This window comes from Paraburkholderia sp. HP33-1, from assembly GCF_021390595.1.
Classification (GTDB): Bacteria; Pseudomonadota; Gammaproteobacteria; order Burkholderiales; family Burkholderiaceae; genus Paraburkholderia.
The window spans coordinates 88,599-114,106 of record NZ_JAJEJR010000002.1 but is presented as its reverse complement, the minus strand read 5'-3'; the positions used below and the strand labels follow the sequence as shown (position 1 = coordinate 114,106).

The 25,508-nt window shown below is 63.6% G+C and carries 22 protein-coding genes and 1 pseudogene; 7 read left to right on the top strand and 16 right to left on the bottom strand.

Annotated elements, in window-relative coordinates; all coding sequences use genetic code 11:
* The first annotated feature begins 56 nt into the window (after positions 1-56).
* Complete coding sequence (locus tag L0U81_RS16580; protein ID WP_233804592.1) at positions 57-1,052, top strand: aldo/keto reductase; 996 nt, start codon at positions 57-59, stop codon at positions 1,050-1,052.
* Between the two features lie 47 nt (positions 1,053-1,099).
* On the opposite strand, the gene L0U81_RS16575 is transcribed toward L0U81_RS16580, so the two are convergent.
* A complete protein-coding gene (locus L0U81_RS16575; RefSeq protein WP_233804590.1) occupies positions 1,100-1,666 on the bottom strand; it encodes a YbhB/YbcL family Raf kinase inhibitor-like protein in 567 nt (188 codons plus the stop codon).
* A 483-nt stretch (positions 1,667-2,149) separates the two neighbouring features.
* Between L0U81_RS16575 and L0U81_RS16570 the strand changes: the two are divergent.
* Together L0U81_RS16570 and L0U81_RS16565 are read left to right on the top strand one after the other, a co-directional pair.
* Positions 2,150-2,500: pseudogene (locus L0U81_RS16570) on the top strand (type VI secretion system amidase effector protein Tae4); the annotation flags it as partial.
* A 47-nt stretch (positions 2,501-2,547) separates the two neighbouring features.
* Entirely contained in the window at positions 2,548-2,958 is a 411-nt protein-coding gene (locus L0U81_RS16565) for a type VI secretion system amidase immunity protein Tai4 (protein WP_267957231.1), read from the top strand.
* A gap of 262 nt (positions 2,959-3,220) precedes the next feature.
* Here the strand turns inward: L0U81_RS16565 and L0U81_RS16560 are convergent, their stop codons facing one another.
* From L0U81_RS16560 to L0U81_RS16545, 4 genes are all read right to left on the bottom strand, one after another.
* Entirely contained in the window at positions 3,221-4,045 is an 825-nt protein-coding gene (locus L0U81_RS16560; RefSeq protein WP_233804585.1) for an ROK family protein, read from the bottom strand.
* Positions 4,046-4,108: 63 nt separating this feature from the next.
* Positions 4,109-5,728, bottom strand: coding sequence for a glucose-6-phosphate dehydrogenase (gene zwf, locus L0U81_RS16555; protein WP_233804583.1), 1,620 nt, complete (start codon positions 5,726-5,728; stop codon positions 4,109-4,111).
* A 48-nt stretch (positions 5,729-5,776) separates the two neighbouring features.
* On the bottom strand, positions 5,777-8,584 hold the full coding sequence (locus L0U81_RS16550; protein ID WP_233804581.1) for an MGH1-like glycoside hydrolase domain-containing protein: 2,808 nt from the start codon (positions 8,582-8,584) through the stop codon (positions 5,777-5,779).
* A 51-nt stretch (positions 8,585-8,635) separates the two neighbouring features.
* On the bottom strand, positions 8,636-10,606 hold the full coding sequence (locus L0U81_RS16545) for an amylo-alpha-1,6-glucosidase (protein WP_233804579.1): 1,971 nt from the start codon (positions 10,604-10,606) through the stop codon (positions 8,636-8,638).
* A 200-nt stretch (positions 10,607-10,806) separates the two neighbouring features.
* Between L0U81_RS16545 and L0U81_RS16540 the strand changes: the two genes are divergently transcribed.
* Together L0U81_RS16540 and L0U81_RS16535 are read left to right on the top strand one after the other, a co-directional pair.
* Entirely contained in the window at positions 10,807-11,127 is a 321-nt protein-coding gene (locus L0U81_RS16540) for a hypothetical protein (protein WP_233804577.1), read from the top strand.
* A gap of 99 nt (positions 11,128-11,226) precedes the next feature.
* Positions 11,227-13,374 (top strand): phosphocholine-specific phospholipase C, encoded by a 2,148-nt coding sequence (locus L0U81_RS16535; RefSeq protein ID WP_233804575.1) that lies wholly within the window; start codon positions 11,227-11,229, stop codon positions 13,372-13,374.
* A 91-nt stretch (positions 13,375-13,465) separates the two neighbouring features.
* On the opposite strand, the gene L0U81_RS16530 is transcribed toward L0U81_RS16535, so the two are convergent.
* The 5 genes from L0U81_RS16530 to L0U81_RS16510 form a co-directional block, all read right to left on the bottom strand.
* Positions 13,466-14,383, bottom strand: a complete 918-nt coding sequence (locus tag L0U81_RS16530; RefSeq protein ID WP_233804574.1) for a dihydrodipicolinate synthase family protein — start codon at positions 14,381-14,383, stop codon at positions 13,466-13,468.
* 541 nt (positions 14,384-14,924) lie between these two features.
* The gene (locus L0U81_RS16525) at positions 14,925-15,380 is read right to left on the bottom strand and encodes a CBS domain-containing protein (protein ID WP_233804572.1); all 456 of its coding nucleotides are present in this window, start codon (positions 15,378-15,380) and stop codon (positions 14,925-14,927) included.
* A 254-nt stretch (positions 15,381-15,634) separates the two neighbouring features.
* Positions 15,635-15,985: a type II toxin-antitoxin system ChpB family toxin gene (locus L0U81_RS16520; protein ID WP_233804570.1), complete on the bottom strand. Its 351-nt coding sequence runs from the start codon at positions 15,983-15,985 to the stop codon at positions 15,635-15,637.
* Positions 15,979-16,230 (bottom strand): AbrB/MazE/SpoVT family DNA-binding domain-containing protein, encoded by a 252-nt coding sequence (locus tag L0U81_RS16515; RefSeq protein ID WP_233804568.1) that lies wholly within the window; start codon positions 16,228-16,230, stop codon positions 15,979-15,981. The genes L0U81_RS16520 and L0U81_RS16515 overlap by 7 nt, the downstream gene beginning before the upstream one ends.
* Before the next feature lie 411 nt (positions 16,231-16,641).
* On the bottom strand, positions 16,642-17,757 hold the full coding sequence (locus L0U81_RS16510) for a succinylglutamate desuccinylase/aspartoacylase family protein (protein ID WP_233804566.1): 1,116 nt from the start codon (positions 17,755-17,757) through the stop codon (positions 16,642-16,644).
* Between the two features lie 154 nt (positions 17,758-17,911).
* Between L0U81_RS16510 and L0U81_RS16505 the strand changes: the two genes are divergently transcribed.
* A complete protein-coding gene (locus tag L0U81_RS16505) occupies positions 17,912-18,832 on the top strand; it encodes a LysR substrate-binding domain-containing protein (RefSeq protein ID WP_233804564.1) in 921 nt (306 codons plus the stop codon).
* 15 nt (positions 18,833-18,847) lie between these two features.
* On the opposite strand, the gene lysA is transcribed toward L0U81_RS16505, so the two are convergent.
* Positions 18,848-20,104, bottom strand: a complete 1,257-nt coding sequence (lysA, locus tag L0U81_RS16500) for a diaminopimelate decarboxylase (RefSeq protein WP_233804562.1) — start codon at positions 20,102-20,104, stop codon at positions 18,848-18,850.
* 116 nt (positions 20,105-20,220) lie between these two features.
* On the opposite strand from lysA, the gene L0U81_RS16495 reads away from it, so the two are divergent.
* On the top strand, positions 20,221-21,150 hold the full coding sequence (locus L0U81_RS16495) for a LysR family transcriptional regulator (protein ID WP_267957006.1): 930 nt from the start codon (positions 20,221-20,223) through the stop codon (positions 21,148-21,150).
* A gap of 23 nt (positions 21,151-21,173) precedes the next feature.
* Here the strand turns inward: L0U81_RS16495 and L0U81_RS16490 are convergent, their stop codons facing one another.
* The 5 genes from L0U81_RS16490 to L0U81_RS16475 all read right to left on the bottom strand — a co-directional run bounded on the left by L0U81_RS16490 (position 21,174) and on the right by L0U81_RS16475 (position 25,444).
* Positions 21,174-21,599, bottom strand: coding sequence for a rubredoxin (locus L0U81_RS16490; protein WP_233804560.1), 426 nt, complete (start codon positions 21,597-21,599; stop codon positions 21,174-21,176).
* Positions 21,600-21,604: 5 nt separating this feature from the next.
* Positions 21,605-21,730, bottom strand: a complete 126-nt coding sequence (locus L0U81_RS33535) for a hypothetical protein (protein WP_267957005.1) — start codon at positions 21,728-21,730, stop codon at positions 21,605-21,607.
* 220 nt (positions 21,731-21,950) lie between these two features.
* The gene (locus tag L0U81_RS16485; RefSeq protein WP_233804559.1) at positions 21,951-23,201 is read right to left on the bottom strand and encodes an aromatic ring-hydroxylating oxygenase subunit alpha; all 1,251 of its coding nucleotides are present in this window, start codon (positions 23,199-23,201) and stop codon (positions 21,951-21,953) included.
* 195 nt (positions 23,202-23,396) lie between these two features.
* The gene (locus tag L0U81_RS16480; RefSeq protein WP_233804557.1) at positions 23,397-24,848 is read right to left on the bottom strand and encodes a glycosyltransferase family 2 protein; all 1,452 of its coding nucleotides are present in this window, start codon (positions 24,846-24,848) and stop codon (positions 23,397-23,399) included.
* Positions 24,845-25,444 carry a cytochrome b gene (locus L0U81_RS16475; protein WP_233804556.1) on the bottom strand — a complete coding sequence of 200 codons (600 nt, stop codon included), beginning with the start codon at positions 25,442-25,444 and terminating at the stop codon, positions 24,845-24,847. The genes L0U81_RS16480 and L0U81_RS16475 overlap by 4 nt, the downstream gene beginning before the upstream one ends.
* Positions 25,445-25,508 lie beyond the last annotated feature (64 nt).

Sequence of the window (25,508 nt, the reverse complement as noted above, 5' to 3'; positions counted from 1 at the left end):
AACACTGCCGTTTCATCACTTCGGCAGCGCGTTCCTTTCCCTCTGGAGTCGACCTTATGCAATATCGCCAGTTCGGCCGCACCGGCCTGACCGTTTCGCGCCTGTGTCTCGGCACCATGACCTTCGGCCTGCAAACCGAAGAAGCTGCATCGCACCGCATCCTCGACACGGCCGCGGACGCCGGTGTCAATTTCATCGATACCGCCAACGTCTACCCGCTCGGCGCCGATGACAATCTGGCCGGACGCACCGAGGAGATCGTCGGACGCTGGCTGAAGGGCAAGCGCGAGCGCTTCATCGTCGCAACCAAGGCGGTCGGCAAGATGGGGCCCGCCGCGTGGGATCAGGGCGCGTCGCGCAAGCACCTGCTCGATGCGATCGATGCGTCGCTGCATCGCCTCGGCACCGACTACGTCGACCTGTACCAGCTCCATTCCGACGACGCGAAAACGCCGCTCGACGAAACCCTCGAAGCGCTCGATGTGATCGTGCGCTCGGGCAAGGCGCGTTATATCGGCGTGTCGAACTTTCTCGCGTACCGGCTCGCGCGAGCGTTGGGACGCGCGGATGTGCTGCGCGTCGCGCGTTTCGTGTCGATCCAGCCGCGCTACAACCTGCTGTTTCGCCAGATCGAGCGTGAGCTGCTGCCGTTGGCCGCCGAGGAGCAACTGGCCGTGATGCCGTACAACCCGCTCGCGGGCGGCTTGTTGACCGGCAAGCATCGGCTCGACGCGACGCCCGCCGAAGGACGCTTCACCGAAAGCGTCGGCAAGGCTGGCGCGGTGTATCAGGAGCGCTACTGGCACGAGCGCGAGTTCGACACGATCGAAAAGTTGAAGGCGATCGCCGCGCCGACCGGCGAGTCGCTGGCGAAGGTGTCGCTGGCGTGGGTGCTTGCGAATCCGCTGATCACATCCGCGATCATTGGCGCGAGCCGCGCGGAGCAGTTGAGCGATACGCTCGCGGCGGCCGAGTTCACGCTCGATGACGCGATCAAGACGAAGCTCGATGAAGCGAGCGTGCAGTATCGCTGGGGGGATGCGGCGCGCTAGGCGCCTTCCGGCTTGTCACGCGCGGTCGGCGTTCGGCCGCGCCTTTTTCAGCGTCCGTAGCGCAGCACCGTGCTCGTCGCGGCGAGCACGTGATCCTTGATCGCGGCGTGGAACGCGTCGCGCGTCAAGCCGGCCGGCAACGCGTCGGGCGGCAGATCGAGCGCATAGACCTGCGCGACATAGTGATGCGGCACCTCGCCGACCGGCGGACACGGTCCGAAATAGCCGGGACCGCCCGTGCGATTGGTGCCGGCAACGCTGCCCGGCGGCGCGGCCTCGCCCTCGGCGAGTCCGGTCGTGGTGGGTGCGATGCCGTACACGATCCAGTGCACGATGCCGAGGCCTTTCGCACCGTCCGGATCGAAGATCGTCACCGCGAAGCTTTTGGTGCCGGCCGGCGCGTTATGCCATTGCAGCGCCGGAGACGCGTTGCCGCCGCCGCAGTTGTTCGCGCTCGCCGCATGACTCGTGTTCAGCGTACCGCCATCGGCAAGTCCCGGCGACGACACCGCGAAGGCCTCGAGCGCGTATGCATGCGCGCTCGCGTAAGCGAGCAGCGCGCACGCGCTGACGGAGAGCAGGCGCCGCGCGAGGTTCAAGTGGATGCGAGTCATTGGGAGTCTCCGGGTTGGGAACCTTGCTGAGGGGTTAGCAAGGAGCGCGACAGTCACGCTCGCGATTCCTTCATTTAAAACGATTGCTGTATCGACTTCGTGTTTTGATTCATACAATAACTATAACCAGAAGATTGTTTTGAGATAGATCTCAATCGAAAATAGAGCACGACACAAGGCTCGGTTGACTCGCTTCCAAGTGAACCCTTGAAAGCGGACGGATGGGTATATGAACGGACAACTGAATTGTGGGAAAACCACGGCGTGGGCCGAAACTGTCATCGGCAAACGGGCAACAACGATCTTGCTGAAGCCAGAAATCCAGGATAGCAAATGACTCGACCTCATTTCACTGCTACGTGGGCCGCTTCGCAGCGAATTTACGACCCTGCAAATTCAGGTGACACAGTCGCAAAAGTAATTGGCGGGTACGTTGAGAAGAACATCAGAAACCCTGATCCCCAATAACGCTGGAGCAATACCTGCGCAGTACGGATGAGTTACATCTTGAACCACACAGGTTTGATTATTCCGAACATTCCAGGCCAGACAGTCTCAGGAGCAGATAAGCGTCAGTATTTTTTTCGTGTCAATAATCTCATTGCCTTCCTTCAGCAGCGGTGGGGGAAACCTGAAGTCGTCAAGTACCCGCCGTCGGGAGGCGGAACGCTTGCAGGCAGGAAGGGACTGATCCTTTTCGAAGTCTCGGGTTGGTCGGATGCTCAAGGACATGCGACTTTATTCAACGGCCGAGCCTGCTACGACCACTGCTATTTCAACGAACCGGAGGCGAAGTATCGCACTGACCGCGCGAACTTCTGGAGTCTGCCGTGAAGAGGGTTGGGGTTGGCATCCTAACTGCTTTTGCCCTCATCTTCAGTATGTCAGCTTGCTATGCGAAAGGTGATCAACCTGCAACTCCACAAGCTGGAGCACGTACCTATGCACAGAATTACAAAGACATGGTTCTGGCTACTTGTATAGCGAACGCATACGAGAATGACAAGGATGCTGCCATGGATGTTGGAAGCAGCGTCAGTGCATTGCGAGATTGGACTTTGTATGACTTGGAGACGGCTCCAGACGCGATCAAAAACTTGGTGGACAATTATCTGGCGCGAGATTATCAAAACCCGCTGGTCGAATCGGAAACTAAAGGTGTCCGCTTCGATTTCCTGAAGTGCCTGGACCTCTACCACAGTAAGGAATTGGACGAACAGGTCAAGCGATTGGTCATCAACCCCAAGCACACTTACAGGCAGGATAATCCATCGTCAGCAAAGTCGAAGTAAGTATGGGTACGCCCAGCGTTCAAGCGATCTGCTGCGGATCATGGCTCAGGCATCCGGCGGCGCCGTCGATGCGCGCAATGGGACTTCAACGGCACGCGGCCTGTTTCAACTGCTGCGCGCGCAAGTTAGACAAACCACGAAAGCACTGAGCGAGCTAATCAACCCACGCACTGCCTCCGAGTTTGCATCAGCCACTGTGCAAGCATTGCGACGCGACACTAAATCGCTTCGAGTCACCGCAACAGCAAGCTCGTCATCCCCCTCACTTCGGCTTAAACCTCCCCGTCTTCTGCGTCGCCTCCGGATACTGCCGCGTCTCGCGCACCGACAGCGGATGCCACAAGCGCGCGCCGCCCTCGATCCCCGCGTCGTTCGATACGGTCGCCACGTTCGCAGGCAACGCGAACTTGATACGCGCCGCATTGCCGCCGCCGATCCACAGCTTGTCGTAATTGACCAGCGAATCGAGAATGCCGATCACCTTCTCGACGCGCCGGTTCCACCGCTTGTTGCCGATCTGCTCGCGCGCGGCCTCGCCAATGTATTCGTCATAGGCGACGCCCTTCTTGCTGACCGGATGATGCGCGAGCTCCAGATGCGGCATCAACTCGCCATCGCGAAACATCGCGGTGCCCGCGCCGGTGCCGAGCGTCAGCACGAATTCGAGGCCGTGACCCTCGATCGCCGCGAAGCCCTGCACCTCGGCGTCGTTGATCATCCGCACCGGCAGGCCCCCCAGGCGCTGCGCAAGTGAATCCGCGAGCGCAATGTCGTGCCAGCCTTCGATGCCGAAGTGCGGCGCGGTCAGAATGCGGTTATCGCGCACCACACCCGGAAAACCGATCGAGATACAGCCAGGCGGCGCCTCTCCGACGAGCGGCGCAACGAGTTGCGCCAGCGCGTCCACCAACTGGTCCGGCGTGCACGGATGCGGCGTCGCGACGCGTACGCGCCCGGTTTTCATGTGCCCATCGGCGTCGATGATGGCGGCCTTCAGGCCGGTGCCGCCAACGTCGATCGCGAGAATGTTCTCGCTGCCGCCTTTCGGCGCGCTGCGCTTCACTGCGTTCTTCTTGCTGGTTGCCACGATGTCCCCCGATTGTGTTGAGGTGGTTGTGTTGCGCGTCTGCGTGCAGGTTCAAAGGCGCCGCTACGACTTGCTGCCGGGCGCTTTCCGCTGCAACGGCCGCCACGCGTGGCCATGGCGCGCGAGCAGCGCGTCGGCTTCGGCCGGCCCTTCGCTGCCGGCCGCATAACCGTGCACGGCGAGCGCGCCGCCGCTGCTGGGATGCAGCACGTCGTCGACCGCGCACCAGCACGTCTCGATGCTATCGGCGCGCTGGAACAGCGTCGCGTCGCCCAGCATACAGTCGTACAGCAGCGCCTCGTAACCGACGTTCGCGCGTTCCGCGAAGAAGTCGCCGTAGTCGAACGACGACTGCACCGGGCCGACCTCCATCACCGGCCCCGGCGTCTTCACGTTGAAATCGAAGCTCGTGCCGTGCGCGGGATCGATGCAAATGGTCAGCACGTTCGGCGTCAAGGCATCGACTTGCGTGTCGCGGAACAGGAGAAACGGCACCGGCTTCAGTTGCACCGAAATCTCGGTGTGGCGCGCGGCGAGCCGCTTACCGGTGCGTAGATAGAACGGCACACCGGCCCAGCGCCAGTTCTCGACGAACACGCGCGCCGCCGCGTAGGTTTCCGTCTTGCTGCCGGGGGCGACGTTGGGCTCCTCGCGATAGCCCACGCCTGCCGAGCCTTTTTCGTATTGGCCGAACACGACGTCGTCAGGCGTCAACGGCTGGATCGCGTTGAACAGGTCGGCCTTCCGGTTGCGCACGGCTTCGGCGTCGAACGAATTGGGCGGCTCCATCGCGACCACGCCGAGCAGCTGGAACAGGTGGTTCGGCACCATGTCGCGAAACGCGCCGGTCTGCTCGTAGAACTTGCCGCGCCCTTCGACGCCGATCGTTTCCGCCGCCGTGATCTGCACACAGTCGATGTACTCGCGCCGCCAGATCGGCTCGAAGAACGCATTCGCGAAGCGCACCGCGAGAATGCTCTGCACGGTGTCCTTGCCGAGAAAATGATCGATGCGGTACACCTGCGATTCCTGCGCATACGACAGGATGTGCGCGTTCAGATCGCGCGCCGATGCCAGATCGGCGCCGAACGGCTTCTCGATCACGAGGCGGCGAAAGCCGCCGTTTGCGCCGTCGCCTTCCTTCAGCAAGCTGGCCTTGCCGAGTCGCTCGGAGATCGGTTTGAAAAAACGCGCGCCGACCGCGAGGTAGAAAATCGCGTTGCCGTCTTTCGACTGATCGAGCTTCTGCTTCAGTTTCGCGAACGTGTCGTCGGATTCGAACTCGCCCGCCATGTATTCGAGGCGCTGCGCGATCCAGTTCCAGGCGTTGTCGTCGAGCTTGCCGGCGTGGAAGGTGCTGGCCTTGTCGGCGGCGAACTGCTGAAGCGACGTGTGCAGTTCGTCGATCCATTCGCGCGTTTCGCGTTCGCCGTGATTGATGCCGATGATCTTCATGCTGTCGTCGAGCAGGCCATCGACCGCGAGGTTGTAGAGCGCGGGCATCAGCAGACGTTGGGTCAGATCGCCGCCCGCGCCAAAGATCACGAGCGTGCATGGCGGTGCGGGTTTCTTGCCGGCCGGCGACGGCAACGGGTCGTGCGCGCTTGCGCTGACCTTGCAGCTCAGTGCGGGCGCGGCGTTGCGTTGATCGGAAGAAGCAGCAGGGTTCGGTGTAGTCGACATGGGATTCACTTGGACCTTGGTAAGCCGATAGAACGAACGTGGCGAGGCTTACTTCGTTGTGGCCGCGAGCGACGGTACCGGCTCTTTCTCTGCCGGCGACGTTACCGCGGATGCAGAAGCCGCCGCCACCGGAATCGGTGCTGGCGCGGGAGCCGGTTCCCCCGCCAGCGGCAGGTTGCCCGACGCCGCCATCGCGCGCGGCTGCAACAGCAACGCGACGAGCCCGGTCCAGCCGGTCTGATGCGATGCCCCGACCCCGCGCCCGTTGTCGCCATGGAAATACTCGTGAAACAGGATCAGATCCTGCGAATGCGGGTCCGACTGCAGCAGCGGATACGCGCCCATCACGGGCCGCTCGCCATCCTTGTTCTTCAGGAACAGCGTGGTCGCACGACGCGCGAGTTCGTCAGCGATTTCGCTTAACGAGAACTTCTGGCCCGAACCGGTCGGATATTCGACGCGGAAATCGTCGCCGTAGTAGCGATGAAACTCGTACAGCGATTCGATCAGCAGATAGTTGACCGGCATCCACACCGGCCCGCGCCAGTTCGAATTGCCGCCGAACACACGCGTATCGGATTCGGCCGGCAGATACTTCACGCTGAAGCTGTTGCCGTCGTGCTGGAACACGAACGGATGATCGCGATGGAAACGCGACAACGCTCGCACGCCATGATCGGAAAGAAATTCGCTTTCATCGAGCGCGCGCCGTAACAATGCCTTCATCCGGTGCCCGCGCAGCACCGACAGCAGCAGCGCGTTGCCCTTGCCGGGCTCGTTCCAGCGCGACACCAGCTTCGCGAGATCGGGCCGATGCTCGAGAAACCACACGAGGCGCTCGCGCAACGACGGCAGGCCACCGTGCAGACGTTCCTCGAGCACGTGCACGGCGAACAGCGGGATCAGTCCGACGATCGAGCGCACGCGCATCGGCAAGCTGCTGCCGTCGGGCAGGCGCAGCTTGTCGTAGAAAAACTCGTCCTCGCTGTCCCACAGGCCCGTGTCGCAGCCGTCCTCGCAACTGACTGCTTCCGCTATGTACAGGAAGTGCTCGAAGAACTTCACGCCGATATCGACGAACACGTGGTTCGCATACGCAAGTTCGAGCGCCATACGCATCAGGTCCAGCGCATACGCGGCCATCCATGCGGTGCCGTCGGCCTGGTCGATGTGGCCGCCGGTCGGCAGCGGCGACGAGCGATCGAAGATGCCGACGTTGTCGAGCCCGAGAAAGCCGCCCTGAAAAATGTTGTGGCCGTCGGCGTCCTTGCGGTTCACCCACCACGAGAAGTTCAGCAGCAGCTTGTGAAACACGAGTTCGAGGAAATCGCGGTCGGCCTTGCCGGTCAGCGCGCGATCGATCTCGTACACGCGCCACGCGGCCCATGCATGCACGGGCGGGTTCGCGTCGCTCAACGCCCATTCGTAGGCGGGCAACTGGCCGTTCGGATGCTGATAGCGGTCCTTCACGAGCAGCAGCAGTTGCTTCTTCGCGAACGCCGGATCGATCAGCGCGAACGCGGCCGCATGAAACGCGAGATCCCACGACGCGTACCACGGGTACTCCCACTTGTCCGGCATCGACACGATGTCCGCATTGCACAGGTGCCGCCAGTCCGTGTTGCGGCCGTGCTTGCGCGCGGCGGGCGGGCGCGGTTGCAGCGGATCGCCGTCGAGCCAACGCTGCACGTCGTACTGGTAGTACTGCTTTGACCACAGCATGCCGGCGAGCGCCTGACGTTGTACGAGGCGCGCATCGGGATCGGTGATCTCGTGTTGCAACGCACCATAGAATTCGTCGGCCTCGGCGATGCGGCGAGCGAACAGCGCGTCGGCATCGAATGGCGCTTCATCGCTCGCGGATTGTGGGCGCCAGCGCATATAGACGACCGCGTGCCCATGCGGCCCGAGTTCGAGCGCCGCATGCGCGGCGGCCTTGGTGCCCGCGTCGTGACGGATCGCGTTCGCGTCGCCGTGCACGAGGTAATCGTTGAAGCCGTCCTTGAATGGGCCCGCGCCGTCCGTGCCGAACAGCCGCTTCACGTTCGTGTCGTTCTCGCAGAACAGCCACGCGAGTTGCGGCGTGTCCTTCGACCACGCGGTCACGACGATCGGCTCGTGCACATGATGATGGCCAAGCAAACGCACGGCGCCGTCAGGATCGGTGCCTGCGACGAGCTTCGGCTTGTCCTTGTTCTCTTTCCACGACCACGAGTTGCGCGCCCAGATCTGCGGCAGCACGTCAATCGACGCCGCCTCGTCCGCGCGATTTTCGATCGTCACGCGCATCACGATGTCGTCGGGCGTGTGCTTCGCGTATTCGACCCGCACGTCGAAATAGCGCTGATCGTCGAACACGCCGGTGTCGAGTAGTTCGTACTCCGGCATACAGCAGCCGCGGCGCGCGTTTTCGTCGATCAGGTCCTGATAGGGATAGGCAGCATGCGGGTACTTGTACAGCATGCGCATGTACGAATGCGTGGGCGTGCCGTCCAGATAGAAGTACAGCTCCTTCACGTCCTCGCCATGATTGCCCTGCGAGTTGGTCAGGCCGAACAGGCGCTCCTTGATGATCGGATCCTTGCGATTCCACAGCACGAGCGACACGCACCAGCTGAGCCGGTCGTCGCCGAAACCGGCGATGCCGTCTTCGCCCCAGCGGTAGGCGCGGCTGCGCGCATGGTCGTGCGGAAAGGAGTCCCACGCGGTGCCATTGGCGCTGTAGTCCTCACGCACCGTGCCCCATTGGCGTTCGCTCAGATACGGCCCCCAGCGCTGCCAGTGGCCGCAGTCGGCCGAATGCAGCCGGGCACCTTCGATCGTGGCAAGCAGGTTGGCAGCGCGCAGCGGTGGCATGAGAACGTCCTTGCAACAGGCCTGGCGGTGGGACTCACATCGTAGCGCGGTTTACGCGCCGGTGCGCTCGAACCGGGCAAGCAGACTTTCGATGCGCAGCAATTCGCCGAGTGACCATGCCTGAAACGGCGTACCGGCGGGCGCGTGCGGCGCGTCGCCGTCGGCGATCTCGGACAGGTGGTCGAGGCCCGCGTGATCGAGATGCGCATAGAGCGGGCCAAGAAAACGCGCCCGCGCCTGCTTGAGATTATCCGCGCTCGCGCCGTTGACGCGCAGCCACGCTTCGACAAACGGGCCGATCAGCCACAACCACACGGTGCCCTGATGATAGGCGCCGTCGCGTGCGAGCCGCCCGCCGCCATAGTGACCGCGATAGGCTGGATCGGAGGGCGCGAGCGAGCGCAGGCCGAGCGGCGTCAGCAATTGCGCTTCGACCTGGTCCACCACCGCACGCGCCGCCGCGCCTTCGAGCAGCGGAAAAGGCAGCCCGCCGACCGCGAAGACCTGGTTCGGCCGGATCGAGCGATCGACCGTGCCCGGCACATGATCGACGTCGACGTTATCGAACAGCGCCTGCGTGGCCGGATCGACGAAGCGCTGTCGAAACGCGAGTGTCGCGCGCTCGGCAGCCTGCCGCCACTGCGGGTTCCATGCCGACGCGATGCGCAGCGCGTTGATCCACAGCGCCTGCACTTCGACCGGTTTGCCGATGCGCGGCGTGACGACCCAGTCGCCGACTTTCGCGTCCATCCACGTCAGTTGCACGCCGGGGATGCCGGCGCGCAGCAGGCCGTCGTCGGCGCTCGCGCCGATGTTGAAGCGCGTGCCGTTCGTGTAGCCGGTGAGGATCGTCTCAGCGGCTTGCTGCAGATGCGCGCGCGTATGCGCGCTTGCATGCGGCGTCGCCAGATAGTCGTGCACGGCGACGACGAACCATAGCGAGGCGTCGACCGAGTTGTATTCGGGCGCGTCGCCGTAGTCGGGAAAACGGTTCGGCAGCATGCTTTCGGACAGCGTGCCCGACCATTCGAGCAGGATCGCTTCGGCGTCGTCGAGACGGTTCGACGCGATCAGCAGGCCGCGCATCGCGATGAAGGTGTCGCGGCCCCAGTCGGTGAACCAGGGGAAGCCCGCGAGGATCGTGCGGCCTTCGTTGCGCGTGACGACGTAGGCGTCGGCCGAGCGTTGCAGGCGCGAGCCGAGCGCAGTGCGGCGTTGCTGTTCGGTGTGGGCGAGGTCGGTGGCGCGGGCGGCGGTTTGAGGTTTGTCGCACGCGCTTGCCGTTGCTGCCGCGCTCGACGCGCTCAGAATCATCGCCGCTTCGCCTTCAGCGAGATTGAAGCTGAACACGCCGGGCGTCGCGAGGTCTTCGCTGCAATCGAGGCCGCGCTCCTGCTCGCGCACGTAGCAGAAGTTGCGATACCAGTCGGGGGCATGCGTGTATGCGCCGTTCGTCGCCGCCCGCACGACCGGCAATCCGCCATACGGTTGCCAGCTCGCGCACGATTGATCGGCGCTGACCTGTGCGGAGAAGTTGAAGGCCGGATTCTCGTGGTGCAGCGCATGATAATCGCGGCCCGACAGCAGCGGCCTGACCTTCAGCACGGGCGCATCGGCGGCGCCGCCTTCGAGCCGCCAGCGCAACACCGTCTCGCACGTCGATTTGCTGACGAACACTTCAGCTATTACCGCCGCATCTGCATCGAGCTGAACGCGCCAGGTCGGCCACGGCGCGGTGTCGAAATCCGCAAGACGTCCGCGCAGATCCGGATAGATCACGTCGGGCCCATAGCGCTGCATGCTCAACGGGAACCGCTGGCCGCCCGCCTCGATCCACGCCTCGATGCCGTTGACGAGCACCATGCGCCCGCCGGGCGCGCGCGTCGCGGCGAGCAGCAACGCGTGATAGCGGCGCGTGCGCAGCGTGCCGACCGTGCCGGACGCAAAGCCACCGAAGCCGTCCGCTTCGAGCCATTCGTCTTCGAGCCGCGAAATGTCGCCAGGTGATTCGATGCGAGTCATTGAATCGTGCCCATGCGTGAACCATCAAGCAGAGACCATAGCGCAGATGGCATCGCCATGAACGTCGACCTTCCCATGACTTTCCATTTTCTTTCGATCAACTGACGTCTTGTCGAAAGTTATGCCATGCGCAAACGATTCACAATTATTTCTCGAAAGCAATGGAGACTGCATCCGCTTTCATCGAACCGGGTGCAGACATGAGAAGAACCAGGCGCATCGCGAGCGCCACATTGCTGGTGCTCGTCACGATAGCGTTGAACGGTTGCGGCGCGGACGACGCGGTGCCCGCGAGTAACACCTCGGCAACGGACCCCGTCGCGAACGACGCGGCGCCACATCCCGCGACGAAGGCAGCGGTGACTCCCGACGCTTCGGCGGCGTTCACGAATAACGCGGCAAGCGGCGCCGCTGCCACCCCCGACCCGATCACGCAGAACATGCAGACCAGCCTTGCGGCCGACAGCCAGCAGGTCGCGCCGGTCATGCACTATGCGCCCGGCGACAGCGCGAACAACTAGCCGGCGGCCCATCAGCAATCGCAACGCGTAACCGGCAACGAACCACCCCCAGGCGCGTTCACGCGCGCTATTCTTCCCCTCCGCAGAAGGTGATATTCGATGACATCAACTAGCCGTCGCCGTTTCCTGCAGACCGTGGCCTCATCCGCGGGCGCCGCCGCCGCGATGACCGCATTGCCCGAATCGATTCGCAACGCTCTCGCGGTGCCCGCGTTCTCGCGTACCGGCACGATCAGCGATGTCGAGCACATCGTCGTGTTCATGCAGGAGAACCGCTCGTTCGACCACTACTTCGGCCATCTGCGCGGCGTGCGCGGCTACAACGACCGCTTCCCGATTCCGCTGCCGAGCGGGCTGCCGGTGTGGAATCAGCCGTCGAAGGAAGACCCGACCACGCCGGTGCTGCCGTTCCATCTGAACACCGCGACGACGAGCGCGCAATGCGTCGGCGATCTCGATCACACGTGGTACAAGACTCAATACGCGATCGACGGCGGCCGCTACGACCAGTGGCCCGCCAACAAGACCGACATGACGATGGGCTACCACCTGCGTAGCGACATCCCGTTTCACTACGCGCTCGCCGACGCGTTCACGATCTGCGATGCGTACTTCTGCTCGCTGCCGGGACCGACGCACCCGAACCGCTGCTATCTGATGACCGGCACGGTCGACCCGACCGGCACGATGGGCGGTCCGCTGCTCGACAACAACGACTGGGTCGACGGCGACCGTCCGCCAAGCTATCAGCTGCTGTCGTGGACCACGTACCCGGAGCGTCTGCAGGCCGCGGGCATTTCGTGGCAGATCTATCAGCAGGGCACGACGGGCGTCGATCCGCTGAACGGCAATTACGGCACGAACGTGCTGCAGAACTTCACGAACTTCATCAACGCGCAGCCGGGTTCGCCGCTCTACGAGCGCGCGCAAACGGTGCGCACGATCGACGACCTGAAGGCCGACGTGCTCGCGAATCAATTGCCGCAAGTGTCGTGGCTGTGCCCGCCGGCCGCTTACTCGGAACATCCAAGCTACACGCCCGCGTACGGCGCCGAATACACGTCGAAGATTCTCGACGCCCTGACGTCGAACCCCGAGGTGTGGAGCAAGACCGTGCTCTTCGTCATGTACGACGAGAACGATGGATTCTTCGATCACCTGGTGCCCCCGCAACCGCCGACGACCGCCACGCAGGGCAAGTCGACGGTCACGACCGACGGCGAGATCCACAACGTCGTCAATCCGCTGCGCGGCGGCAACTACACCGCCGACGGCTATCCTTACGGCCTCGGCCCGCGCGTACCGATGACGATCGTCTCGCCGTGGACCAAAGGCGGCTTCGTGTGCTCGCAGGTGTTCGATCACACCTCGGTGATCCGCTTCATCGAGACGCGCTTCGGCGTGCATGAGCCGAATATCACGGCATGGCGTCGCGCGGTGTGCGGCGACCTGACCACCGCGTTCGACTTCCGCACGCCGGATGCGAAGATGCCGTCGCTGCCGGACACGAGCAACTACATGAGCATGGCCGATAACCAGTGCGCGACGCAGCCGAAGCCGACCGTCCCGACGACGCCGGTTCCAGTCGACGCGCAGGAAGCGGGCATCCGCTTCGCGCGCGCGTTGCCGTACGAACTGCACGTGAATGGCGCGGCGAACATGGGTAACAACACGTTCGAAATCACGATCGGCAACAGCGGCGAGCAGGGCGCGCACCTCTACGTGTACGCGACGAATCGCACCGATGGTCCGTGGCGCTACACGGTCGAAGCGGGCAAGTCGCTGAGCGATACCTTCGACCTGACTTCGACGAACGGCGGGTACGCGTTCGACGTGTTCGGCCCGAACGGCTTCGTGCGCAAGTTCGCGGGCAATACGCAGGCGAGCACGCAGAATGGGAACGGCGACGGTCACGGCAACGGCAAGCCGGCGCAGCCTGAAGTGACCGTGCAATACGACGTAGCGAATGGCAACGTGTTCCTGAAGTTCAGCAACAGCGGCGGCGGCATTGCGCATCTGACGGTAATCGACAACGCGTACGGCGCGCGCCCGCGCACCGTGCCCGTGCCGGCCCATGCGCATATCGACGAAGGCTGGGTGCTCGCGTCGAGTCATCACTGGTACGACCTGACGGTGACGAGCAGCGACGACGCGAGCTTCTCGCGCCGTTTCGCCGGTCACGTCGAAAACGGCCGGCCGAGTATCAGCGATCCGGCGGCGGTCGCGCCGGTGCTCGCGGCGAGCTGAGGTTGGCGCTTGCGGTTGTTGTCGTGAGACCGGTCTGATTCGGCATCCTGTTTCGCCTACGGGGCGGACAGGATGCCGATGTTGTTTCGGCTTAGAGACCGACGTCCGGCAGCGTCGGACGCGTAGCGAGCGCCTTCTCGACGATGCCTTTGACTTCGGCGAGCGTGTCGCCTTGCAGCGCGAGGCGCGGCGGACGAGTGACGGCGCTGCCGCGGCCGAGCAGTTCCTCGCACAGCTTGATGCATTGCACGAGGTCGGGGCGCGCGTCGAGGTGCAACAGCGGCATGAACCAGCGATACAGCGACAACGCCTCATCGAAACGCTTCTGCGTCGCAAGGCGGAACAGCGTCTCACCTTCCTTCGGGAACGCGTTCGACATGCCCGACACCCAGCCCTCCGCGCCGACCGCGATGCTTTCGACCACGACGTCGTCGAGGCCGGCGAACAGCACGAAACGATCGCCCACCGCGTTGCGCAGATCGATGAAGCGCCGCGTATCGCCCGACGAATCCTTGAAGCAGACGATGTTCTCGCAGTCCTGCAGCGCGATCAGCACGTCCGGCGTGACGTCGTTCTTGTAGATCGGCGGGTTGTTGTAGATCATCACCGGCAGGTCGGTGCTGGTCGCGACCGCGCGGAAATGCGCGGCGGTTTCATGCGGCTTCGCGGAATAGACGAGCGCCGGCATCACCATCACGCCGTCCACGCCGACGCGCGCCGCCTCGCGCACCGTCTGACGCGCGAACTCGGTCGTGAACTCGGCGACGCCCGCGATGACGGGCACCTTGCCACCGGCCGCGTCGCGCGCGGCCTCGATCACCTGCAGTTTCTCCGGCGTGCTCAGTGAGGTGTTCTCGCCGACCGTGCCGCAGACCACCAGACCCGACACGCCGTCCCTGACGAGATTGCTGACCACGCGGTGTGTCGCGTCGATGTCGAGCGAAAAATCCGGTTTGAACTGGGTGCTGACGGCGGGAAACACCCCGCTCCATTGGATAGCCTTGCTCACTTTGTCCGTCTCCTTCTGAAAGCCGGCCGCGCCGACACACGTTGAGTATGACGACGAGTATCGGCCTTTATCCGGGAGCGGGCTTGGGCTTTTTCGTGGCTGAAAGAGATTAAATCTGCACAAGCGGAGGGGCCCCGAAAGGCCGGCTCGGCAGTGATTCCCTATCTTGCGACAAGGCGATTGTGGCACGCGCGACTGACATCGCGCCGGGCTTTGAGGCGGCCTTGGATGCAGAGTCCGGCATAGCGGCGACGCGCACGGTGAGCAGCGTCAGCGCTGCGAAAACCATCAGATCGCGCTACTGAACCGCACCGGGTCCAGCGTCGCCAGTTCGAAGGATTCCCCCGTTTTCCTCTCCATAGCTCTAAAGCACACGCTGAACGGCGCGGGCAGAACTGGTGATGTCCTGGCCGAAGCCGGCCACCGTGTTGCAACCTGTCAACGAAAGCAAAGCGCCCACCATAAGAAACATCACTACACCACGGCCCAACATATTCACCTCACGCCTCATAAGACAATTGAATCCCAACACACGTTTTTCCTAAAGCTTCTCAACTGCACCTGGACCCACATCATTGGATCCCGACCCGTTTAGTACAGCGGCAAAAGCCTTCAGGATGTCGCGCCAACTGACGATCCCAACGGGCTTGAATGCGCTGTCGACAATCGGAATGCAGGAAATCGGATGGCTCAGAAACAACTGAATGGCCTCGGCGATATCTGCATCCGGCGGCAGGGTTATCGGTTTGCGGCTCATTATCTGATGCACACGCTTGCTTAGCGTACTTACGTCCCGATGTGTTTCTACCACGCTGTCAATGAACGGACTCAGAGCGCGCAGCAGATCGCGATCAGATACGACACCTTGCAACTCCCTGCCCTCGACGACGAGCAGGTGATGAAACCCGGCGCCGTTAAAAATCTCCTTGACCGTTTCGAGTGTGTCGTCGAAGCCCACGGTCACCAGGCGCTTCGTCATGATGTCTTCGACTTTCATGTGTGCGCTTTTTCCCTTCTTCAAGATCCGCAGTCGTGCGGAAAACGTCCGTGCAAAGTGCCTTGCGCTTAAAGTAAAGCGCTATCCAGTGCTGGCGAACGGCCCTATGGCCCAAGACAGCATCGCAGAGGTCGAAGACGTAGTCCTCGTCACGCATGCGTTGAACCGTTCTCATGGCCTGCCTCGTTCCCCTTTACTTGGTCCCGGCTTCCGACCGCGCGGGGCGCTTGTGCGCCGGGCTTTTTACGGTTTCCTTACTCGATAATCGTTTGAAGGCGGGCCAGCGCATCTTCGACCACTTCGACCGGTGCGCGCTCGATCTTGCGCGCACCGCGCGCTTCCAGATCGAGTGTGCGCACCATGTTCACGAGGGCAACGCCCTGCGTCTCGGTTCCCGAGCCAGAAAGCGGCACAGCGAATCCAGCGAAGCGCGCGAATTCGCCGCCCTGCGTGATCGGGGCAACCAGAGCCACACCCAAGGCGTTGAACGCGGCCGGAGAGAGCACGAGCGCCGGGCGAAAATCGCCTTGCTGCTCACGCCCAGCAGTCGGATTCAGGCTCACACGCACGATATCGCCACGCTCAAACTTGACCCGCCTCACCATGCCTCACGCCCCACGGGCTTGACTTCGCCCCACGCCGCCATGTCGGCCGGAAAAGGCGCTTTCGTGTCGCATTGGGCAACGAGATCGTCCAATGAATATTTGCGGCGGGCCGGAGTCAGCAAAACGCCATCCGGACGCACGTCCGCGTTCAGCGAACCGCCGACCGACGCATTGATCTGCTCAAGTAGCACGCTGGGAAGACGCACCGCCGCGCTGTTGCCCCATTTCTGAATCTTGAGTTCCATCGCCACCTCCTAATGTATATCCATTGTAGAAACATTTCGCGCGGGCGACAAGTTTTTTGTGTCTACAATGGATCTACTTCATATCACGCCGCGCACGATGAATGTGAGCTGCACCCGCTGAAGTCGCACAAGCGCTCCAGCCATCGCCTCGGCAGTCGGGAATGTCGATCCCGGCGATGCTTTCGGGCAGTTCGCAGCGGGGCGCGTCCAAGGCAAGAAACACGCACCGCGCACGACAGCCCTTCGTGGTGCTCCCTGGTAGCGGGATTTCTTCTCGCCGTGCCCCCGGCTTTGTGAGTACGTGATGGACCTCTAGCCGAGCGCTTTCCGTAACGCGCATGCCGCATGTAATGGCGAGCAACAGGATCAGTGCGTCGCGCTCGGGGAACCGGCTTGTCGCTTCGGTTACGCTCAGGCGCCCAGCAACACACCCGTCCTGATCGACCGCGTGCCCGTCACACGCCCGAGCGGCGCACCAGCCGTCACGAAACGGATCGCGCGCCGCATATACAACACCCCTTCGGTCTTGCTCGCGATGGTGGTCGTCTCGTCGGTCAGCGGATCGACGATATCGAACAGCGGCTGGCCGACCCGAATCGTGTCACCGATCTCCGCGCGGTGCACGAGAATCCCGCTCACCGGCGCATAGAACTGCTCGCTGCCCGCGAGCGGCGTCGCCGGCGACAGCAGCGGCGGCAACGGCTTCGCCTCGCCGCGAATCGCACCACGCCACACCAGGTAATCGACGAGCGCGTCGGCATCCTGCTGTGCGACTTCATACGACACGTCGCGCTGGCCGCGGCATTCGACCGTCACCGCGATCGAACCGTTCGGCACCGGCTTGCTCGCAGGCATCTGCTGCTGCAACGTCCACCACAGCAGGCTGTGCGTTTCGTCGAACGAGCCGCCGCCTGAATCCGTCGCGAGCAACGAAGCCTCTGCGCCGAGGTAGCGCGACAGCGGCTCGAACTCGGCCCACGCGGCCTCGCTCGTGTATACATGCATCGCCGCTTCGAGCGAGCAATGCAGATCGATCACGACGTCCGCGTCGAACGACAACTTCAGCAGCGCCAGTTGCAGCGACTCGAATTCGGTCCGCGGCTTCTGTTGCGCGAGTTCGGCTGCGACCAGTTCCCGCACGATCCGCCGATTTTCGTTCGCGTCGACGCCAAGCGCCTCTTTCGCATTCGCGACGAGCTTCGCGAACTGCACGAAATGCCGGTTGAAGTTCTTGCCGCTGCCGAGATCGAAGCGGCCAATGAACTGACCGAGCACGTACTGACCGAGTCCGATCGGATTCGACACCGGCACGAGCACGATTTCCGCATTCAGCGCGCCCGCTTGTTCGAGCTCCAGCAGGCGCCGCCTCAGCAGTACGGCGGTCAGCATCGCGGGCGTTTCGTCGGCGTGCAGCGACGCCTGGATATAGATCTTCTGCCCGCTATTGGCCGGGCCGAAATGAAACGACACCAACTCGCGGTGCGTGCCGATAGCCGGCGACAGAAGTGGAATCGATTGCCTGTTCATGAATTGAAAGCCGTAAAGATAACGTTGGGAACCTGGGTCAATTGCCGTAAGGATCAAAGTCGAAGTCAGCGGCATCGTAAGCGGCCATAGCGCCTCAAAGAAGTCCCATTCGAACTATCATGATCACTTTTACCGATCACCGGACCCCAAGGTCATGGCGTTGACGATTTCCCAGCTGCGCGCGTTCACGGCGGTCGCCGAGCATGGCAGCATTCGCGCGGCGTCTCGCGCGCTCGGCATCGCGCAGAGCGGCATCACGCAGCAGTTGCAGAACCTCGAAGCGATGCTCGGCGCGACGCTGTTCACGCGCACGAATCGCGGCATCGCGCTGACCGTGCTGGGCCAGCGGCTGCTGCTGCGGGCCGGCGCGATCCTCGGCGAATGCGAGCGCGCCGAAGAGGACGTGCGGCAGCTGCGCGGTGACTACGCTGGCGAGGTCACGTTCGGCATGACGACCGAGCCGCTCATCGACGCGTTCGCGCCGGTGCTGATGGAGTTTCGCGCGCGTTTCGAGCGCGTCGCCGTGCATCTGCGCACGGGCACGTCGCGCATGATGATTTCGTGGATCCGCGAAGGCACGCTCGATTTCGCAGTCGCGCTCGTGTCGAAACAGACCGACACCGCCGATCTGTCCGTCACGCCGCTCTATCCGTCCGACCCGGTGATCGTGTGCCGGCGCGGTCATCCGAAGGCGCACGCGAAATCGCTCGCTGAACTCGTCGATTGCAAGTGGGTGACGACGCGCTCGCCGAATCTGACCGAGGAGCCGCACGTCAACCGCTTGAGCCAGCTATTCGACAGCCATGGTTTGCCGCCGCCGAAGATCGTCGCGACGGTCGAGGGCTTGTACGAGACACTGCATCTGGTTGGCGCGACCGATTGCCTGTCGCTCGAAGCGTCGGTCGTGGCGAAGCGCGGGCCGTTCGCGGACATGCTGACGACGATCCCAGTCCGCGAACGCGCGATGCAGCAGAATGTCTGTCTGCTGCAACGCGCAGCGATTCCGCTGACACCGGCCGCGCAGGAGTTCGCGACGATGACCGCTTCGTATATGCGCACGGTGCGGGCGCGTTGAGCGCTCGCGCGCCGCTCAAGCCGCCGTTTCTTCGAGCTCGAGCAATTCTTCGATGCGCTGCCTGCGCCGGATCAAGCGCGCGTGGCCACGCTCGATCAGCACCTCAGGCGCGAGCGGCCGGCTGTTGTAATTCGATGACATCGACGCGCCGTACGCACCCGCGTCATGAAACACGATCAGGTCGCCCACTTGCGGCGCGGGCATCGATCGGCTCGTGACGACACCGCCTTCGGTCTGCGTGAACACGTCGCCGGCCTCGCACAACGGCCCCGCCACACTGAACGAGCCCACCGGCGCAGCGCTCGGCGTGCCGTCGCGCCGGAGCACGCTGATCTCGTGATGGCTGCCATAGAACGACGGCCGCACGAGATCGTTGAAGCCCGCGTCGAGCAGCGCGAATTGCCGTGACGGCCGCTGGTTCAGCGCGTGCACTTCGGCGACGAGCACGCCCGACTGCGCGACCAGAAAGCGCCCCGGTTCGATTTCGAGCCGCACACGATGTCCGACACGCGCCTCGATGCGCCGTCGCGCATCGTCCCATAGCCGGAAATAATGTGCGGTGTCGACGCTCGGCTCGCCATCGCGATACGGCACCGACAAACCACCGCCTGCGGAAATTGCTTCGATCTCCTGATCTGCTTTCGACACAGCATCGACCATCGCATCGCAGACGCGTGCGAGATGCGCGTAATCGACACCGGAGCCGATATGCATGTGCAGCCCGACGAGCTTCAGCCGATAACGCCGCACCAGTTCCAGCGCGCGTGGCAGGTCGTCACGCCAGATGCCGTGCTTGCTGTGCTCGCCGCCCGTATTGGTCTTGTTGCTGTGGCCGTGACCGAAGCCGGGGTTGATGCGCAGCCACACGCGATGACCTTCGCTCGCATGTCGTCCGAGCCGTTCGAGCATGTCGAGCGAGCCAGCGTTGACCGTGATCCGCCGGTCGAGCACGGTGGCGAGCGTCGCATGGTCTAGCACGTCGGCGGTGAAGACCACGCCTTCGGGCGCGTCGTGCGACGCCGGTCGAGCCGTATAACCCGCAGCGAAACTGCGCGCGAGTTCGCCCAGAGAGACTGCATCGACCATCACGCCTTCGTCGCGCATCAGCTTCAGGATGTGCACGTTCGAACAGGCCTTCTGCGCATAGCGGATCGTGTCGAAGCTGCGCAACTGCGCGACGCGCTGACGGATCGTGTCGGCGTCATAGACCCATAGGGGCGTGCCGTGCTGGCGTGCGAGGTCGGCGAGTTGATGGGGGTTGAATGGCGTCATGGTCGGCTGCAGGTCAAAGCTTTGCGAAAGCGATAGCCGACATGATGAGCCGGATCCGTCATTCAGTAAAATACCAATTTATCGCTCATCCATTCACTTCTGATATAGACCAGATCATGGCGCTCACGCACCGGCACATCGAAGTCTTCCGCGCGCTGATGACGGCCGGCAGCGTCACCAGGGCGGCCGGGATGCTGTTCACGTCGCAGCCCACCGTGAGCCGCGAACTCGCGCGCATGGAGCAAAGCATCGGCTTCGCGTTGTTCGAGCGCGTGCAGGGCCGGCTGCGTCCCACCCAATCCGCGCTGACGCTGTTCGACGAAATCAGGCGCGCATATGTCGGGCTCGAACGGGTCGCGTCGACGGCGGCCGCGCTGCGCGAATTCAAGGGCGGCCAGTTGTCCGTCATCGCGCTGCCGGTGTTTTCGCATTCGATCCTGCCGGGCGCCGTCAAACGCTTTCACGACGCGCAACCGGGCGTCAGCGTGTCGATCGCGACGCAGGAGTCGCCGTTTCTCGAAGAATGGCTGAGCGCGCAGCGCTACGACCTCGGCCTCACCGAGCACGACGCGCCGCCGCCCGGCACGCGGCTCACGCCGCTTGTCGCCGTCGATGAAGTGTGTGTGCTGCCAGATGGCCACCCGCTGTTGGCGAAACGCGTGATCGCGTTGAAGGACTTCGCGGATCAGCCGTTCATCAGCCTGTCAGCGAACGATCCTTACCGGCTCCAGATCGACGAGGCGTTCGCGCGGGCAGGTGTCGCGCGTCGCTTGCTGATCGAAACGCCGACCGCGGTGTCGGTGTGCAGCTTCGTGCGGCAAGGGCTCGGCATCGCGATCGTCAATCCGCTGACCGCCGTCGATTTCGCGGGCCGCAATCTGCATATCCGGCCGCTCGCGTTGTCGCTGCCGTTTCGCGTCAGCGCGATACACCCCGAGCACCGGCCCGCGCATCCGCTCGCAGACGCGTTCGTCGGCGCGCTGCAAAGCGAAGCGGCCGCGCTGCGATTGCAATTGAAACGCCATACCGGCCCGAGAGTGAGGTAATGAGGCGAGCCGCGGCCCGCCCCTTAAAACTCCACCAGCGCAAAATCTTCCTTACCCACATCGCACAACGGGCAGCGCCAGTCAGCCGGCACATCGGCCCAGCGCGTGCCCGGCGCGATGCCCTCTTCCGGCAAGCCGGCGGCTTCGTCGTAGACCCAGCCGCAGATCACACAGACCCATTGCTTGAAGTCGTCCGCCGCGGCGGTATTCGCGGCTGCCGGCGCGTCGGACGAACCAGCATCCACTGCGGACGTGTGCGCCGTCGCGTCGAGGCTCACGACGAGCGGTGCGGCCGTGCCGCCGCCCGTCCCCGCGAGCCGCGCCTGCAGGCTCTCGAGCAGGCGCTGCGCTTCGTCGTGAGTCAGATCGATCCAGTACGGGTCGCCGGCGCCATCGTTGAGTCGCTCAGGGGAAAACTGGATTTCTACGGCTACGCCCTTCTTGTACATGAGCTTCAGCGCGCCTGGACCAGCAGATTCAGCGCGATCGAAGCGATCAGTGCAGCGCCGCCGATGAGGCCGAGGAATTGCAGCAGAGTGAGGGATTTACGTGAGTTGGCGGGGGTTTGTTGCGTGGTCACGGGAGTATCTAGAAGTTCGGAAAAAACGCAATGGTACACGGGAGCGGACGCGACGAATGTCGATTGGCGCAAACTCGCGCGCAATAAAAGTACCGGACGTTATTATCGCCGCTCGCGCGCCGCGCATTGTCTACGGTGGGGAGATGGATTACTTCCCGGCGAGGGGGAAAGCTGCGGCCATACGCCGCGCCCGGCGCCGGTGAAAACATCCGCGCCGCGCTCAGGTCTGCGCGAGCGGATCGCCGGGACGCGAATCCCAGAAGCGGATCACTGCCGTATCGCCGGTGCCCGCGCCGACCACCTGATCAGGCGCACCGCACTCGCGCAGCAGCGCGCGCAGATCGTTGATGACCGGGAACACCTCGTGATTCCAGTCGGCGCCCTGCGAATCGTGTGCGCGCTGCTCTGCCTCGACGATCTCGCGATCCTCCCTGAAAATGCGCTCGGTGAACCACACGAGCAGCGGCCAAGCGAGATTCATCACGCCCGGAATGCCGGGCTTGCGGATCGACAGCAGACCGAACGTTCGGTTGGTGCGCTGCTCGCGGTCGAGCGGCACGTAGACGATCCACAGATCCATCACCAGGGTCCGCTCGACGTTGTGGATCTGCAGGGTCTGATACGGGTATTCGGTGCGGATCGTCATCACGTCTTTATCGTTGAAGCCACCGGTCTTGCGCCTCTCGCCGAACACCATCGCCTCGCCAATCGGCTGCTGGCCCGCCACCCGCGCAAACGTATAGTCGACCTCGACCCAGCCCTCACCGCGCCGCCGCCCGAGCGAACGCGCACGCATGCGCCCCATCTGGCGGCGATGCAGGAACTGGTGATTCATGTCCATCAGGTTCTCGTGCATGAACGAATAGTGACACTTGATCGGGCGGCCGAAGCGGCGCGTCTTGTACTTCGGGTCCGACACCGAGCGAAAGTCCGGCAGCGGACGCCCGGCCGCGAGCGCGGCGTCGCCCGGAAACACGAAGATCAGTCCCTCGACTTCGTGACACGGATATGACCGCACACCGTTCGGCAGACGCTCTCGGCCCAGGTACGGCACGTCGACACACTTGCCCGCGCAGTCGTAGGTCCAGCCGTGATAGCCGCAGCGAATCGATTCGCCATCGACCACCCCCTGGTGCAGCGGCACCTGCCGATGCGCGCAACGATCTTCCAGCGCGAACACCTTGCCGCTCTCGGTACGCGCGAGCACGATCGGATCGCCGGCGAAGGTCACGCCGAGCGTCTTGCCGCGCTTCACTTCATGGGACCACGCAAGCGGATACCAGTGATCCGGATGAATGGCGACGCGGCGCAGGTCGCGCACGGTCACATCGCGAGTAACGTCACCGGGCACGTGCGCGCCGGTCTGCGATGTGGGAGAAGCGCGATCCTGCGACGCCGCCTGAGCAGGCGCCGCGTCGAGCGTTGCGCCGGCGATATCTTGTCCTTGTCCGAGCGGGGGAACGGCATGCATAGGTCAAGCCTCCGTGCACGAGCGGATAGAAGGTTGCCACCTCGCATGGCGAGGCGACATCTTTGCCAGTCTACTTGAAGCGGCCGCCACCTGGGGCTGTCGGCGGCCTGCGCAAAGCGTCGCATCACGCGTTGCGCAGGCGCGCGCGCTACCAAAAATTGGCATCCTCATTGACCCGACTCCAGTGCCGATCTTTCAGCGCTCCTCGCTTGCGATAAGCCCGGAGCGCCGTTGCACACCCCATGCGCGGCCACCGCGCAGAAAGTGCAGCCAGCCGAGCGCCGCGCCCAGGTGGCGCGCGAGCTGGAACGAGAACGGTTCGGCGACGGCCGCGAGCATTGCCATGCCGAGGCTGTTGCCGCTGCGCTCACCAGTCCAGCGCCGGTACAGATGGATGCTCCAGATATAGAACGCCAGATCGATCGCCGTTTTCAGGCCGATCACGCTGAAGATCGACACGACGATCGCGCCGTGTCCGCCGAACAGAAAGCCGAGCAGCAGTGCGAACGCGGTGAGGCCGTAGATCGGCTGCATCGTGTCGACCGCCTTGACCGGCAGCATCAGCATCCCGAGCGTGCCATAGCGCGGATTGCCGGTCATGTCGCGATTCCAGTACTGCGTCTGCAGGAAGCCCGCGAACCAGCGGCGTCGCTGGCGCAGAAAGCTCGCGAGGTTGTCGGGGGCGTCGGTGCGCGCATGCGCTTCGCCGACCACACGCACGTCCCAGCCGAGGTTGTGATCGACCGAATAGCGGCGCAGCCGGTGAATCAGCTCGTAGTCTTCGACGAGACACTGCGGATCGAAGCCGCCGACCGCGACGAGCGCATCGCGCCGGAACGACGCGAACGCGCCCGAGATCAGCAACAGGCTGTCTGCGCGCATCCACGCGAAACGCGCGATGAAGTTGCGCATGTACTCGTAGGTCTGGAACCACTGGAACACCCGACCCGACAACGACTTGCCGCAGACCGGCACGAGAATGCCGGCCGCCGCGACGAGCTTCGGATCGCTCGCGAACGCGACGCGCATTGCGTAGATCGCGTCGTCGTCGAGCAGCGTGTCGGCGTCGACGGTCATCACGGTGTCGGTCGTCATCACGGTGATCGCGGCGTTCAGCGCGCGCGCCTTGCCGCCGTGCGGCACCCGCAGCCAGAACAGGTTCGGATGGAGCGAGCTCGGCGCGCTCAGCACGCCTTCGGCGGCCGGCGTGAGGCCGAAGCGTTGCGTGAGCAGGTCGGCGGTGGTGTCGGTGGAGCCGTCGTCGGCGATCACGATCTGCGCCGGCCCGTGCGTTTGCCGCAGCAGCGCGGCGAGCGTGACGGGCAACACGGCCGCCTCGTTATGCGACGCGACGATGACACCCATGCCCGGCAGATCGCGTCGTTCGTAGTCCGCTTCGAGCGGCGTCGCGCGGCGCATGAGCGGCAACGATTTCCACGTAACGAACGCGAGCAGCAGCGTGTCGTAGATGACATACGCAATCCCGATCGACCAGGCGAGCGCACCGCGCAGAAAAAAAGCGCGCGCGAACAGCAGCGCCCACAGCACGACGACGCTGGAATGGATCAGCGTGCCCGATAGCGTCGCGCGCCGCGGCAAGATGCGTGGCGACGTGAGAGCGAGTGCCTGTTCGAGGGTTTTCTTCACGGCGTCATGCGCCTGAACACCGACTTGCGATCGATCCACTCATGCTTGAGCGCGCCGCCGATATGCATCGCCAGCAACGCATAGAGCGCGTAACCGAGCCACGTGTGCAACGCGCCGAAGCGATCGTGCAACGTCTCTTTCAGTGTCGGATCGAGGTGCATGACATAACCGATGCGCGGCCATTGGAACAGGCCGAACCACTGCATCGGATGCGTGGCCGCGTCTTTCCACGCGGAATCATGCAGCCAGCCGGACAGCGGCAACGCGATCATCAGCAGATACAGCGTGAAGTGCGCGAGGTGGGCGGCAAGCTTTTCCCACGACGGAAACTCGCGCGGCAACGGCGGCGGCTCGTGCGACACGCGCCACAAAATGCGCAGCAGCGCGAGTCCGAGCACCGTGATGCCGATCGATTTGTGCATGTCGATCACCGGACGCACCCAGTCGTCGGGCAGCGAATCAGCGGACAGACCGAGCACGACGTTGACGATCATCAGCACCGCGATCAGCCAGTGCAGCGTCATGGCGGTGCGCGTGTAGCGTTGCGGGCGAGTTGCATCGGTCAAATCGGTCAGAGAGTCCGTCTGGGTAGTCATGGGTGTTCCGTTCGCAAAGGCGATGAATGCCACGAAAGCTGTTTGAAAAATCCGCGCTGCCGGT